Raw genomic sequence first — 14,207 nt, forward strand, 5'->3', positions numbered from 1 at the left:
GTGAGAGAACTGTTGATCAAGGCATTTCTATCCCTCTTGTGCATACTTCCCGTCTCGATTTTTGCGGCCCCCGTAACAAGCTCGGCTTCCTTTCCCGGCAGCTGGACCTTCACAAACGACTGGGGCCTTGGGATTCTTCAATGGAAAATCGAGCTGCCGATAGGTGAACAGGATCCCCTTCTTCCTTCAACAAGAAAACAGATGGAACGGGAAATAGACAGGGCCTTCCCCTCTATTTTTCTTGATACACTGCTTTCGATAACCATCGACAGCAGTACCACAATAGGGGATGCAATAGAAGAAAATCCCGGTTTGAGAAGTGAATTGACCGCACTGGCACAAACAGCCGAACGGCAGGAAAGTCATTATACCACCGATCTCTCCTCATGGAGATGCAGTTTCGAGCTTCACGTATATCCCGAGATTGCAAGGCTTTTTATCAACCACACTGTCGCCTATCCCCCGAATCGAAAAATAAGCCTCGATCCGGGCGCTCAATATACCGGAATTCTCATCTATGTTGAAGACAGGCTGCCGGTCCACGGGCTATTTACCGCATCAAGCCTCCGCAGAGGGCTCTTTCCAAGGATCTTCGACGAAGAGATGAACCCTGTCATCGATCGCTCGATGGTCGATCCCGGTATTCTTTCCACCCAGGGAATGGTGCTCTACCTTCCGCCCGAACGAATGAAAGAGGCCCAAAGCAGGGTCGGCCAGACCCCGTTGAGAATCACTGCAAGAGAGTTGTACGGCAGATATACGACGGATATGCTCGTTACCTCCGAGGCTTCGGGGCAAATACTTTCAAACGACCATAATATCGGCTTGATCGAAAAGGGAAGAATTGCCGTTATTTGCAACGAACATTGACGTAAGCCCACTCTCCGTTTACTATCACCTGCATGAGAAACTGTACGTTAAGAAAACGGGTCGTCATCGGTACGGCCCTTTCGTTCCTGTTCGCACTGCTCTTCTTGAGCGGGTGCGGAAGTAATTATATTGGTTATGGCGTTGTATATTGGAGTCCCGACGAAAGTCTGGTCCCGAACGGGAGCATGCTCCCCATTCTGAGACAATCAAACATCGAAAAGAGTTATACACTCGAAGTAGATGGACACAAGGAAGGATGGAGCACCGACGAATGGCGAATCGGCTTTTTTGAGAAAAAAGATGAAGCCCTTGCCGAAGAAGGTCGTTACGAACCATTCATTCATCTCTTTGCCGTCAGTCAGCGGGACAGACTTGCAATCAGACAGGAGCCGGATATCGAGTCGGAGAGGGCTTATGTACTTCGGTTGGGCCAGGAGATGAAAATCATCGATCAGGAGAATCAACAGGATAGCGTGGGCCAGTACGAGGGCCACTGGTACAAGGTACTTACCGACGACGGCACCATGGGATACTGCTTCGACCATTATCTTGAGGCATACGACGGAAGAACGGGGCCGAGTCAGAAAGTGTCGCCGGAACTTGCCTTTGTAAAAGAAGCCCTTTCGAGAGCCTATCGTCCCGAGTATTTCAGGGAAATGATGAGAAGCAACAAAATTGTTCTCGAAAGATTTTCTCCCCGCTTCGGCTTTTTCCCGGATCTTGCCCAAAAGAGTATAGAAATGAGGCTTCCAAGCGGAAACAGAACATTCTCCTATGAATCTATCGAATATACCGAAGGAGGTAGCTATGTCTTCACAGGAAGCGGCCTATCGGCCAACTTCTTTGGAGAGAATAGCTTTGCCGCTACATTCCCGGTTGACGGTAACAACAGCAGTGAACGTTTTGTCTTTATTCCGGAAGACGATATCACCACAGCCATAGAAAACGAACGACAGCGCAGAGCCGATGAGGTCCTCCGTTTCGCCAAAGCAGAGTATCCGATTCAATATCGCAGTTCAGCCTATGGAACCCTCAAGTTTCATGAAGACTCGACCTTTGAATGGACGGGAAAGCAGCGCCTGAGTCCCGAAGTGATACCGGCAGACAGCGGTGACAAAGGGACCTTTTCCTTCGACTATTTCCTAGGATCTCAGGTGGCATCGAAGTATGACGGCGTTATCAACCTCACCTTTGATCAGGGACAAAATCTGCTCTTTTTCTACACCCTCAATGAATCGGGGCTCAGACTTACCACCATCGACCAGCGAAGTGTAGAGAAAAACATCGTCCAAAAAGTCTCCTTCTCTCCGCTGGTGATGGCTTTTTTCAAGGAACAGGAGTAATATGATTTCTCTTCAACTCTCGGAGATATCCCTTGCCTTTGGCGATAGGGATATCCTTCGGGATGTGACTCTCACCCTCGACGGATACAGCCGTACCGCTCTTACGGGAGCGAACGGTAGCGGAAAGTCAACGCTCATGAAGATCATTTGCGGCGACATCACCCCAGACGGCGGTCGAGTCATTGCTTCAAGGGGCATGCGAATCGGCTATCTGCCGCAATCGGGGCTTCTCTATAAAGGAAGAAACCTTATCGATGAAGCGGAGACGGCCTTTGAACGTCATCTTGTTCAAATCCATCGAAAAGAAGAGCTGGAAGAACTCCTTGCCTCATCGGATGAGAGCGATCCCGGCCTGAAAACGATTTTGGAAGAGCACCACGCAATTGTCGAAGAACTTATCAGAGAAGATTACGACCGTCGTTTCGAAGCCATCGAGCGGGTCCTGATCGGTCTCGGATTTTCACGGGATCAGTTTGATGCGCCCTGCGAAACCTTTTCCGGCGGATGGCAGATGCGTATAGCCCTCGCGAAAGTGCTGCTCGGGCGTCCCCATATAGTACTTCTTGACGAGCCGACAAACTATCTGGACCTTGAAGCACGGGGATGGTTGGAGCAATTCCTGAAAGATTACCCAGGTGGAGTTCTTTTGGTCAGTCACGACCGCTATTTCCTTGATGCCACGGTCAAGGAGGTCGTAGAGGTGTTCGACGGAAGCTTAAAGCGTTACCGAGGCAACTACAGCGAATACGAAACGGTCAGAAAGGAAGAGTTGGTATCGTTGATGGCTGCCTGGGAAAAGCAGCAAGAAGAGATTGCAAAGCTGGAAGAGTTTATCGCCAGGTTTCGCTACAATGCAAGCAAGGCGAAGTTGGTCCAGAGCCGCGTCAAGCAGCTTGAGAAAATTAACCGTATAACGATCCCGGAAACCCTTAAAAAGATACATTTCTCCTTTCCCCCTCCTCCCCACTCGGGTAAGGAAATGTTACGGATCGGAGGGCTCAATAAGGGGTACGGAGAGCATCTTGTCGTTAAGCAACTCGATCTACTGCTTTTACGGGGAGAAAAGGTGGTCATCGCAGGTCCTAACGGAGCAGGAAAAAGTACGCTTTTGCGTATCCTTGCAGGGATCGACCACCATTACGAGGGATCGGTCGAGTACGGGACCGATGTAAGCATCGGTTATTTTGCCCAGGATCGCGAGGAATTTGCAGGGTCGACGGCCACGGTAATAGAAGAGATGGAGGCCAGCGCGCCTAGCCCCATCATTCCACAGCTACGAAATCTGTTGGGAGCCTTCCTTTTCCGGGGTGACGATATCTACAAACGAATCGAGGTTCTTAGCGGCGGAGAAAAGAGCAGGCTCTCTCTCATGAAACTCCTACTGCAACCCCATAATCTGCTCATTCTCGACGAACCTACCAACCATCTCGACCTTCATTCCAAAGATGTTCTTCTTGATGCCCTTAGGCAATATGAGGGAACGGTCATCTTCGTCTCTCACGACCGGGGATTTATCGAACACCTTGCAACAAGGGTCATCGAACTTTCAGCGGGAGAGCGTGCAAGGAATTTCCCAGGGGACTATGAATACTACCTCTGGCGTAAAGAGCAGGAAACTGCCGATGGGGAAACTGCCGCACAGCATGACGATTCTCCTCCGTTTTCTAAACAAGAAGAAGAGATTCCCCGGGAAGGAAAGCTGAGCTGGGAAGAGGAAAAACGCATAAAAAATATGGTAAAGGAACTAAGAAGGGAAGAAGAGCGTCTTTTGTCCGAAATTGAAAGGCTTGAATCCAAGGCGGGAGAGCTGAAGTCCAGGCTGGAACGCCCCGAAGTGTATAGCGACCCGGTCAGCGTGCGGGATGTCCAGGCTCTTATAGAAAAAAACGACCGGGAATTGCAGCTCTTCTCACAAAAATGGGAAGAGACGGCCGAAACGCTAAGTGTATATGAGCCCTGAATAAAGATGAAATTCAACAAAAAGAATGGTCCTGTTTTTGTAAAACTCCTGCTTTTCGCTGCTCTGGCCGGAACACTTTTCTGGGAACTATCCATGCGCTTTCTGAAGATCATGGGAATTGCCCTTGATCTGACGGCAGGCCCCATTGGTTTCGACGTGGGAGCTCTCCAGATGTGGCTCAGCATCAACCCGGGAACTTTCATAGGCTTGGCCATGGGATGGCTTCTTTTCAGTAAAATATAAGGAGAAACATAGATGCCCCCAATTTCCCCCTCCAATTCCTCTCTTATTCTCGCCTCAGCCTCCCCCAGAAGAAAAGAGCTTCTCTCTCGTTTGGGCATTCCTTTTGAGGTAAAGGCCTTAGATACCCCGGAACCGCTTGATCAATCCCCGCCGTCGGAGCAGGTCGTTCGACTGGCACTTGCAAAGCTGAAAGCCTTCCGCAGCGCATACCCGACAACGAAACGCCCGATACTCTGCGCCGATACCTGTGTCGATATAGATGGCCGGATTCTCGGCAAGCCGTCGAACGAAGCAGAGGCGGAAAAGATGTTGTTCCAGCTCTCGGGAAGATGGCACAGGGTCATCACAGCCCTTGCTCTCGGCCTTGAGGGACAGTCGCCCATCATCAAAAGCGCTGTAACCGAGGTCCGCTTTGCCGAGCTCACAAAAGCAGAGGTCGATTGGTACATAAAGACCGGAGAATGGCAGGACGTTGCCGGGGCCTATCGCATCCAGGAGCAGGGGGCTCTTCTCATTGAAGAGATCCGAGGCTGTTTCTATAATGTGATGGGCTTGCCTTTACGGCTTGTTTATGGCATGCTTCGTGATACGGTACCGGATGTATTTTCCAATCCGTAATTTCCGTTCCTTATTTCATAAGGAATGAGACATAAGAGAAGGCGCCGCAAACTCAGCGGCAATGCAGGAGGAACACATTGTCTGTAGTAAGCATGAAGAGTCTGCTTGAATCAGGTGTGCATTTCGGCCACCAGACCAAGCGCTGGGATCCCCGAATGAAGAAGTATATCTTTGCCGAACGAAACGGGATCCATATCATCGATCTTCAGAAGACCATTGTCAAAATTAAAGAGGCCTACGACATGGTTAGGGAACAGGTTAAAGAAGGCCGTTCCATCCTTTTTGTAGGCACGAAAAAGCAGGCCCAGCAGGCAATCGAAAGCGAGGCCAAGCGTTGCGGCATGTTCTATGTCAACAACCGTTGGCTCGGTGGTATGCTCACCAATTTTACCACCATAAAAAAATCGATCCACCGTCTCAAGAAAATTGAAAAGATGGAGGTCGACGGCACCTTTGAAAGCCTCACAAAAAAAGAGATCGCAAAGTTAAATAAGGAACGCTCCCGCCTTGAAAAGAACCTCGGTGGAATCAAGGAAATGAAGGATCTTCCCGGTGCCATCTTTATCATCGACACGAGAAAAGAATCTATCGCCGTTGCGGAAGCCCGCAGAATGGGCATCCCCATCATAGCCGTGGTAGATACGAACTGTAATCCCGATGTAGTCGATTTTCCGATTCCCGGAAACGATGATGCCATCAGGGCCATTACTCTTTTCACCAAAGTAATCTCCGATGCAGTCATCGATGCCGACAACGAAATTGGTATTGAAATCATTGATTCTCTCCAGGACGAAGAAGAGAATGGGGCAGCTGAAAAAGGTGAAGAAGCGGAAGAAACGGAAGAAGACGATGTAGCTGCCGAATATGACAGCGAAGCGGGCCTAGGAAACGTCGAAGTCGAAGAATCGGCAGAAGAAAAAGAGGACGATGAAGAGGTCGCCTATTCTTCCGAGTATGGTATTGAAGATGAAGATGAGTAAGGAGTAGCAGCGTGGAAATCAAAGCAGCCGATGTTAAGAAACTGAGAGACAAAACTGGTGCCGGCATGATGGACTGCAAAAAGGCACTTACCGAAAGCGGTGGCGATTTTGCCAAAGCAGAAAAACATCTCAAAGAGCTTGGCCTTGCCGCAGCGGCAAAGCGAAGCGGCCGGGCAACCAACGAAGGTCGGGTATTTTCCAAGGTTGAGGATAAGCGAGCAGGGCTTCTCGAACTTGCCTGCGAAACCGACTTTGTCGCAAGAAATAAAGATTTCATCAAGCTTGGCGAGGAACTCCTGGGCCTTGTCATCAGCAAAGGCTATACCGAAATCAACGCCGAGCTTGAAGAACGGGTAAAGGACACCATCAGCACCATCAAGGAAAACATGAGCATCAAGCGTTTCACAAGCCTTGAGATCGCCGACAACGAAATGGTGACCGACTATATTCACGGAGAGGGCGGTATCGGTGTGCTGGTCAAATTAAGGGCTGAAAAGCCGGAGCTTCTCGGTGAGGATTCCGTAAAGACGTTTGCCTTTGATACGGCATTGCACATTGCAGCATTCAATCCCCTCTACCTCGATAGGGCGAAGGTTGATGAAGACTACCGAAAGGAGCAGGAAGAGATCTTCCGCAAACAGGCGGAGCATCTTGGAAAGCCCGAAAAGGTGCTTGCAGGTATCGTCCAGGGAAAGCTTAACAAGCACTATTCCGAGATCTGTCTACTTGACCAGGGATTTGTAAAAGACGAAAAACAGAGCGTAAGCAAGGTTCTTGCCCAACTCTCAAAAGAGCTTGGCGGCAAGCTTGAGATTGTCGATTTTCGTTACTACCGAGTCGGCGACGAAAACTAATCCGAAAGCAGGACCATTGCCTTAAAAAGGCAGTGGTCCTTTTCATGCTCCAGGAGGATAATGCCATGGATAAAGTATTGAAAGACGCTGAATCACGAATGAAGAAGAGTATTTCGGCCCTTGGCGATGATTTTAACGGTCTGAGAACAGGCCGCGCTTCGGCCGCCCTCTTCGATAAGATCAAGGTTGATTATTACGGCCAAAGCACTCCCCTCTCACAAGCCGCAACAATATCGGTACCCGAAGCCAGGTTGGTTGTTATTCAACCTTGGGACAAGGGACTTCTCGGAGAGATTGAGCGTGCGATCCAGAAATCGGAACTTTCGGTAAACCCCAATAACGATGGGAAAGTGATCAGAATTAACATTCCACCGCTAACAGAGGAGCGGCGCAAGGAACTGGTCAAGGTTGCCAAGAATCAGGCCGAACAGTGTAAGGTTGCCATCAGAAACATCCGCAGGGATGCAAATGAAGAGCTAAAAAAGATCCAGAAAAGCGGTGATATCAGCGAAGACGAAGAAAAGCGTGGTGCCGATGAAATCCAGAAGCTTACCGACAAACATGTTGAAGAGGCGGGAAAACTGCTTGAAGCAAAAGAGCAGGAGATCATGGAGGTATAGTGGATCAGTTGCGTCCGATTCCCAAACATATTGGGATCATTATGGATGGGAACGGCCGATGGGCGGAACGTCGGGGTAAACCCCGCTCCTTCGGCCATAAGAGCGGAACAGATACCGCCAAAAAGGTCATAACAAGTGCCATTGAAATGGGAATCGAATGGCTCACCCTTTATGTTTTTTCCACCGAAAACTGGAAACGCCCGGAGCGCGAGGTTCGTTTTCTCATGGAACTTATTCGGCGATACATGAAGTCAGAGGCCCCCTTTTACCATAAAAACAAGATCCGTTTGCATCATCTGGGAGATCCCGAACGGCTCCCGGAAGAAATTCGTCGCGAAATTGTAGAAGCAAGTGAGGCAACCAGTCACTATGATCGCCTTCATCTCGCTCTTGCCATCAATTATGGAGGCAGAGACGAAATTCTTCGAAGCTTTCAACGTTGGGTTACGGCTACACTCGAAAAGGGAGAAACCATCTCGTCCGCTCCCACCTCCGAAGAGTTTTCCACCTATCTCGATCTGCCGGAGGCTCCTTCTCCCGATCTTATTATCAGGACGGCAGGAGAACAGCGGATGAGCAATTTTTTGTTATGGGAAAGTGCCTATTCGGAATACTATTTCAGTGAGGTACTATGGCCCGATTTTGACGGAGAGGAGTTGTCGAAGGCCATCGAATTCTATCGCGGCAGAAAACGAAAATACGGCGGTGTCGGGTGAATAATTTCGTACAACGAGTGATCCTATTTTTCATTGGGATTCCGGCGCTTTTGGCCTCGATTCTGCTTTTTCCGAATCAGCCGCTTCCGCTTTGGAACCTTCTTGTCGTTATTTTTTCCGGCCTTGCAGGAGCGGAAGCAGCCTTACTTTTTCGCTCCGATTTGAAAAAGCAAGAGGTAATCCTCTCTGGACTCACCATTGCCCTTTTGACGGCATCGGCTTTTTTTGAACTGATTTTTCCGGCCTTCGAGTTCGTCATTCCCACGCTCATCGTCCTTCTGGTTTTTCTCCTTATCCCCGTTGCCTTAGCAGGCCTCAAAGACCTTCCATCATTGATTGCAGGAATAGTATCGAGGATCGCACTGTTGGCTTATCCCGGCATGTTTTTGACCTTTCTTGTTAAAATTTCCTCTCTACAATATCCACGATTGAAGATTCTTCTCTTCCTCACCCTCATCTTTAGCAACGACACCTTCGCCTATCTTGCGGGCAGAAGCTTCGGCAAACGTTCCCGCCACCCATTTGCCGTCAGTCCAAATAAAACCGTCGCAGGTTTCATCGGCGGCTTCATCGGTTCGGCAGCAGCAGGTTCCCTATTCCTCTTCCTGGTGCCCGACTCCCTACCCTTTTCCCTTCCGGCTGCCCTGCCTTTTTTCTTCCTGATCGCGTGCACGGCAAATCTCGGTGATCTTGTCGAGTCCGCATGCAAGCGTGCGGCAGGCGTAAAAGATTCGGGACGTTTCATGCTTGGCAGAGGAGGCGTTCTCGACTCTACAGATTCCGTCCTTTTCAGTGCACCGTTTTTTTATTATATTGTCCTTCTATTCTGCCGCTGAGGATTAACGTATGCACACAAAAAAGGTTATGCTACTCGGAGCCACTGGATCGATTGGTTCCGCAACGCTCGATATTCTCCGATCACATCCCGATCTTTATACCCTTGTCGCTGCTTCCGCACATAGTTCCGAGGCAGCTCTCGAGGCCGTGGTTCGTGAGTTCGGCCCGAAGGCAGCTACGCTTTCAGGCCCCGTTCGGAACCTCGACCTCTCCGAAAGCTTTCCAACCCTTCGTTTCTATCAAGGACGCGAAGGATTGTTCAAGATGATAGAAGAAGTCGATGCCGACATCGTGGTAAACGGAATTGCCGGGGCGGCGGGGCTCGAACCCTCCTGGCGTGCAATACGATCGGGAAAGGATCTTGCCCTTGCAAATAAGGAAACCATCGTCACCTCAGGTCCTTTGATCAGGCACGAGGCAAAGAAATTGCAGAGAAAAATCCTACCCGTCGATTCCGAGCATTCGGCCATCTTTCACCTCCTTGAGCACCAGAAGCCGGAATTTGTCGAGGAACTCGTTATCACAGCGAGTGGAGGGCCTTTCCTCCATCGTCCCCTGAAAACTTTTTCCTCCATACGTCCCGAGGAGGCCCTCAAACACCCCACATGGAACATGGGTGGGAAAATCACCATCGACTCGGCAACCATGGCAAACAAGGGCCTTGAGTTTATAGAGGCTCACTACCTTTTCGACGTGGATCCCGATCATATCAAGGTGGTCATCCATCCACAAAGCATGGTTCATTCATTGATACGGACCACAGACGGTTCGCTGTTCGCTCAAATCAGTAGGCCGGACATGCGTATTCCAATTCAGAATGCACTCTCCTATCCCCAACTTATTTCTTGCCCATTCGGCAGGCTTGAGTTGGCAGGGACCAGTTTTTCGTTTCATGAGCCGCAAGAAAAGCGATATCCGTTGCTTTTCATCGCCATAGATGCGCTAAAGGCAGGAGGAGCTTATCCCATTGCATACAACGCGGCCGATGAACTTGCGGTGCAGGCCTTTGTAGAACATCAGATAGGCTATTGTGCAATCAGCGAGGTGGTACGACAGCTGCTCGAAAGGGATTGGAGCAGTAGCCCGGTATCTCTCGAGGAGGTTCTCGAAACGGACCAGCAGGCGAGAACTATTACCAGAGAGATTCTGAAAGATTTCGGAGGAAGATAATGGGTATACTACTAGGTCTCTTCGGCCTTGGTATCGTAGTGTTTGTCCACGAGCTAGGCCATTTTCTTGCGGCCAAAGCAGTTGGAGTCGAGGTGGAGGCATTTTCCATAGGCTGGGGACGCCCCTTAGTCGGAAAGAAAATAGGCAAAACAGAATACCGAATCGGTATCTTTCCGATCGGTGGTTATTGCAAGATGAAGGGAGAAGAGCCTTTCAAAAAAGCTCTTGAAGAGAAGGCAGATCGGATACCTACGGAAAAGGGTTCGCTCTTTTCCGTATCCCCGCTGCGGCGTATCATAACCTATGCAGCAGGCCCCTTGGCCAATCTCCTTTTTGCTATGATCGTTCTCTCAATTCTTTGGTATGCGGGATTTACGATCCATACCTTCAATAACAAAGTCATCATGCTTTCCGACTACCCCGCCTTCTTTCACAAGGGAGAAACGCCAGCGGAAAGGGCTGGGCTTCAAACCGGAGACCTTATTGTCGCAATTGGAGGAAGACCTGTTACCAACTACTCAGAACTACAGGAAGCGGTTGCTCCCCTTGCAGGAGAAAAAACCTCCGTCACCGTTTTGCGAGAAGGTATCGAAAAGAGTATGCCGATCACCCCGGAGCTGGATAAGGCAAGCGGAATCGGTATGATCGGAGTTTCGGCTTGGATCGATCCCGTTGTGTCGGATGTTGCTCCGGAATCGAGTGCCTCTCTTGCAGGTCTGAGAGAGGGCGACACCATTACGGCCATCGACGGACAGCCGGTCCGCCATACCCTTGATCTGCTCAACGTTCTTGAAACCTCTCCCGGAAAAGTCACGCTCTCCTTTATTCGTGACGGACAGGATACAACAACCGTTCTTATCCCGTCCTACGACGAAAGCGGAAACGCCCACCTCGGCCTCGCCTTCTCCGGAATCACCGTACACTCTCCGAATTACTCTCCCATAGGGGCCATAAAAAAGGGATCGGGAGAGGCTATCTCAACCTTCTTTCTCACTATCAAAGGACTTAAGAGTCTTTTTTCCGGAGTACGGGTCAGAGATGCCGTATCGGGCCCGGTACGTATCACCTATCTTGTGGGTGAGGTCGCGGGCAGAGGTTTCAGCGAGGGCTTTGCCACGGGAATCACCACCCTATTCCGCTTTCTGAGTTTCATCAGTATCGCGCTCTGTTTTGGAAACCTTCTACCCATTCCAGCCCTTGATGGAGGCCTTATTCTCATCACTGCCGTTGAATTTTTCAAGGGAATTCATGTTTCTCCTCGCGCCTACTACAGGTATCAATCGATCGGTTTCGTGATTATCCTTATGATCCTGATTTTTGCAACGTTTGGTGATATCACCTTTTTGATGAAGGAGTAAAAGAGGATGAAACGTTCATTGACTTGTCACTGTGAGCATATGTTTGAAGCCGATATTCCGGATAGCTACGATATTTCTAGAACCAGCGATATCGAAGAGAGCATTCTAAACGGCAGTTTTTTGTCGATCCGATGCCCCAAGTGCGGAACGCTCTTAAAGCCCGAGTTTCCCGTCAGAATCATCGGTTTTTCCGCCAGCCGGTGCGGCTACACCGACATTCAGTTCGTTCCGGAGCTTGAACGTGATGCCTATCTATTGGGAAAGCGATCGTACTCGGGTGGCCGTATTGCCATCGGTATGGCAGAACTCATGGAAAAAGTTGCCTTGTACAAGGCGAAACTTGACGATCGTGCCGTTGAAGTCCTGAAATATCTCCTTTTGGAGAAGATGGAAGCAACTGACGGTGTACGTATCTTTTTTTCCCAAACGGAAAAGGGAACGATCGAATTCCATATCCATGGCTTGAGAAGCGATAAAATCGGTATAAGCAAGATTCCCTGGGCCTTGTACCAAAAAGTCGAGGCCGATATTCCCAAGAGGTTGAAAGAGGACCCCTTTCGTGAAATACTAGAACCGCCATATGTGTCAGTAACGAAAATCAGCATGGAGGTGGCATCGTGATCCGCAGAATATCCCCTTTTCTTTTCCTCACTCTTGTTCTCATCCTCGGATCGATCTTGCAGCTTCCTGCAGAAGTGACCGTTCGCAGCAGCCATACCGCCAGTATAAGCTCGATGGAGCGACGGATGGATGATAATCTTCTTGCCACGGCGTCGGAAGACGGATCGGTCAAGATATGGAACACTCGTGAGGGGTTTTTGGTATCTTCCATCCAGGCAAGTCATCTGGCGATCCCAAAACTTGCCATCCATCCGAAGCTTCCGAGAGTTGCACTGGTGACGACCGATGGAATCAACACCTTCAGAGTAGAGTTGTGGGATTGGGAAACAAAGGAACAGATATTCTCAAAGAAAATCGAGGAGATCCCTCTGTTTATAGCATTCTCTCCCTCCGGTTCTCTTCTCATATATGCAGAAACCGATTGGCAAAGCCTTATCTTTCTCAACGCCGAAAAGGGGTTCGAAGAGCATAAAATCAAGGAAGGCTTCGGCATTGTCTCCGCCGTCTTTATAACGGCCTCGGAAAAAACGCTGCTTGCTTACACTCCCTCGGGAACCCTGCGATATTTTGATCTCTCTACAGGAGAGGCAAAGGCAAATCCCATAAGAACAAAAAGTGGGCTCAATCAGGTACAGTTCACCGACGATGGGCTCTTTCTCTTCGGCATAGAGGGAAATACCCTCTATGCTGTAAGCCTTGTAAACGGGTCGATTGTTTCAAAACAGGATATTAAGGGGCTTCTGTCGATCTCCTATGATCCGGATAGTTCAAATATCGCGGTGCTTTCTCAGCAGGCAACGGAAACGGAGCTCAGCATTTTCAGTATTATCAGGGATAGTGGCTCACTCCGTTTTGAAAAGCGCAATCTGCCGATTAAAACGGGACGCTACATCCCCCACATCATCTCTTTTCGGGATGAGATGCTTTTCTCCGGTGATAACGAGGGAGAAATCCTGCTCCACCAGCTCTATTCGGGAGAAACCGTTGTCTTTGCGCGACCGAGAATCGCTGCCATAGCCGATTTCGATTTTTCAGAACGAGGAATGTTACTAAGCCTTAAAAGCGGCGAAATGGTTCTTATCGAATCTGATCTTTTTTCAACAAACGGTAATCAGGCAAGTTTTTTCCGTACAAAGAGTTTTAACGCACCCTACAACACAGCTGCCGGGGCCGTTGTCCTGAAGGACGGATCGTTTCTGGTCTTCCCAACCGCAAGCGCTCCGGCACCGCTTTTTCGCCTCGATCCCTCTCTCGGGACTTTTACCAGGATCGGAGAGGTGCAAAACCCCGTTGTCGAGGCGGGTAATGCCGATCAGGAAGGAAATATCATACTGGTGGAGGCGTCAGGGACAGTTTCCATTTTGTCTCCTTCAGGAAGAAAAAACCTTTCGCAAAGTTCCTTCGGAATACGATCGGCTGCAAAAGTATCTGATACAAATATCATTGCCGGCCGCAGCAATACCGGAACCCTCTCTTCTTCCCTTTTAAAAATCGACATGCAAACGGGGGAGACTGTTCCCGTTACAAACAGAGATATCCTTGTCTTTCGAACCACGTACAACGATATAACAAAGAGTCTCTACACATTAGGATATGAGGAACGACGGGGGCAACTTCGTACAGTGCTGAAAAGTCATGGCGGTCACGCCTTCGAGAGGGAATCCACCCTTCTTACCTATCCAGGAGAAGATCCCGATGCTTCCTTCGTAGCCGATCCCAACGGTACCGACCTTTACACGTCCCTCGGATACTCAGGGGTCCTGCTGCTTAAGTGGGACGGTTTTACCTCTCTTGAACGAATCGAGCACATTCCCAGAAGGCTTGCCCTACATAAAAACCTACTTTTCTCCCTGAACCGAGATTACTCAATTTCGATGTGGTCAAAGAATGACGGCAGGGCACTTCTGACATTTTATCTCTTCGATGATAGTAATTGGGCTGCTGTTTATGAAGATGGCGCCACCTTTTCATCGCCTGAAGCAAAGAAGCTTTTGCATACAAAGTAATAAAAAACCGC

The 14,207-nt window shown here is 49.5% G+C and carries 14 protein-coding genes; all 14 read left to right on the forward strand.

What is annotated here, in order from left to right; all coding sequences use genetic code 11:
* The 14 genes from SPIRS_RS14440 (at window position 1) to SPIRS_RS14505 (ending at window position 14,196) form a co-directional block, all read left to right on the forward strand.
* A complete protein-coding gene (locus SPIRS_RS14440; RefSeq protein ID WP_013255421.1) occupies window positions 1–870 on the forward strand; it encodes a hypothetical protein in 870 nt (289 codons plus the stop codon).
* Between the two features lie 32 nt (window positions 871–902).
* On the forward strand, window positions 903–2,213 hold the full coding sequence (locus SPIRS_RS14445) for an SH3 domain-containing protein (protein WP_013255422.1): 1,311 nt from the start codon (window positions 903–905) through the stop codon (window positions 2,211–2,213).
* A gap of 1 nt (window position 2,214) precedes the next feature.
* Window positions 2,215–4,173 carry an ABC-F family ATP-binding cassette domain-containing protein gene (locus SPIRS_RS14450; protein ID WP_013255423.1) on the forward strand — a complete coding sequence of 653 codons (1,959 nt, stop codon included), beginning with the start codon at window positions 2,215–2,217 and terminating at the stop codon, window positions 4,171–4,173.
* Between the two features lie 6 nt (window positions 4,174–4,179).
* Window positions 4,180–4,416, forward strand: a complete 237-nt coding sequence (locus SPIRS_RS14455; RefSeq protein ID WP_013255424.1) for a hypothetical protein — start codon at window positions 4,180–4,182, stop codon at window positions 4,414–4,416.
* 12 nt (window positions 4,417–4,428) lie between these two features.
* A complete protein-coding gene (locus SPIRS_RS14460) occupies window positions 4,429–5,034 on the forward strand; it encodes a Maf family protein (RefSeq protein ID WP_013255425.1) in 606 nt (201 codons plus the stop codon).
* Window positions 5,035–5,111: 77 nt separating this feature from the next.
* The gene (gene rpsB / locus SPIRS_RS14465) at window positions 5,112–6,014 is read left to right on the forward strand and encodes a 30S ribosomal protein S2 (RefSeq protein WP_013255426.1); all 903 of its coding nucleotides are present in this window, start codon (window positions 5,112–5,114) and stop codon (window positions 6,012–6,014) included.
* Window positions 6,015–6,025: 11 nt separating this feature from the next.
* Entirely contained in the window at window positions 6,026–6,868 is an 843-nt protein-coding gene (tsf, locus tag SPIRS_RS14470; protein ID WP_013255427.1) for a translation elongation factor Ts, read from the forward strand.
* Between the two features lie 65 nt (window positions 6,869–6,933).
* The gene (gene frr, locus SPIRS_RS14475; protein ID WP_013255428.1) at window positions 6,934–7,488 is read left to right on the forward strand and encodes a ribosome recycling factor; all 555 of its coding nucleotides are present in this window, start codon (window positions 6,934–6,936) and stop codon (window positions 7,486–7,488) included.
* On the forward strand, window positions 7,488–8,204 hold the full coding sequence (uppS, locus tag SPIRS_RS14480) for a polyprenyl diphosphate synthase (RefSeq protein ID WP_013255429.1): 717 nt from the start codon (window positions 7,488–7,490) through the stop codon (window positions 8,202–8,204). Before frr ends, uppS begins: the two co-directional genes overlap by 1 nt.
* Complete coding sequence (locus tag SPIRS_RS14485) at window positions 8,201–9,040, forward strand: phosphatidate cytidylyltransferase (RefSeq protein WP_013255430.1); 840 nt, start codon at window positions 8,201–8,203, stop codon at window positions 9,038–9,040. The genes uppS and SPIRS_RS14485 overlap by 4 nt, the downstream gene beginning before the upstream one ends.
* A 10-nt stretch (window positions 9,041–9,050) precedes the next feature.
* Entirely contained in the window at window positions 9,051–10,211 is a 1,161-nt protein-coding gene (gene dxr, locus SPIRS_RS14490; protein WP_013255431.1) for a 1-deoxy-D-xylulose-5-phosphate reductoisomerase, read from the forward strand.
* Window positions 10,211–11,569 (forward strand): RIP metalloprotease RseP, encoded by a 1,359-nt coding sequence (rseP, locus tag SPIRS_RS14495; protein ID WP_013255432.1) that lies wholly within the window; start codon window positions 10,211–10,213, stop codon window positions 11,567–11,569. The genes dxr and rseP overlap by 1 nt, the downstream gene beginning before the upstream one ends.
* A gap of 6 nt (window positions 11,570–11,575) precedes the next feature.
* On the forward strand, window positions 11,576–12,190 hold the full coding sequence (locus tag SPIRS_RS14500; protein WP_013255433.1) for a CpXC domain-containing protein: 615 nt from the start codon (window positions 11,576–11,578) through the stop codon (window positions 12,188–12,190).
* A complete protein-coding gene (locus tag SPIRS_RS14505; protein ID WP_013255434.1) occupies window positions 12,187–14,196 on the forward strand; it encodes a WD40 repeat domain-containing protein in 2,010 nt (669 codons plus the stop codon). Before SPIRS_RS14500 ends, SPIRS_RS14505 begins: the two co-directional genes overlap by 4 nt.
* Window positions 14,197–14,207: the final 11 nt, after the last annotated feature.

The sequence above is a fragment of the Sediminispirochaeta smaragdinae DSM 11293 genome, assembly GCF_000143985.1.
Lineage (GTDB): Bacteria > Spirochaetota > Spirochaetia > DSM-16054 > Sediminispirochaetaceae > Sediminispirochaeta > Sediminispirochaeta smaragdinae.

Coding starts and splice junctions, on each gene's coding strand:
- dxr (WP_013255431.1), top strand. CDS start 9,051: ATGCACACAAAAAAGGTTATGCTACTCGGAGCCACTGGATCGATTGGT.
- SPIRS_RS14455 (WP_013255424.1), top strand. CDS start 4,180: ATGAAATTCAACAAAAAGAATGGTCCTGTTTTTGTAAAACTCCTGCTT.
- frr (WP_013255428.1), top strand. CDS start 6,934: ATGGATAAAGTATTGAAAGACGCTGAATCACGAATGAAGAAGAGTATT.
- SPIRS_RS14445 (WP_013255422.1), top strand. CDS start 903: ATGAGAAACTGTACGTTAAGAAAACGGGTCGTCATCGGTACGGCCCTT.
- SPIRS_RS14450 (WP_013255423.1), top strand. CDS start 2,215: ATGATTTCTCTTCAACTCTCGGAGATATCCCTTGCCTTTGGCGATAGG.
- rseP (WP_013255432.1), top strand. CDS start 10,211: ATGGGTATACTACTAGGTCTCTTCGGCCTTGGTATCGTAGTGTTTGTC.
- SPIRS_RS14500 (WP_013255433.1), top strand. CDS start 11,576: ATGAAACGTTCATTGACTTGTCACTGTGAGCATATGTTTGAAGCCGAT.
- SPIRS_RS14460 (WP_013255425.1), top strand. CDS start 4,429: ATGCCCCCAATTTCCCCCTCCAATTCCTCTCTTATTCTCGCCTCAGCC.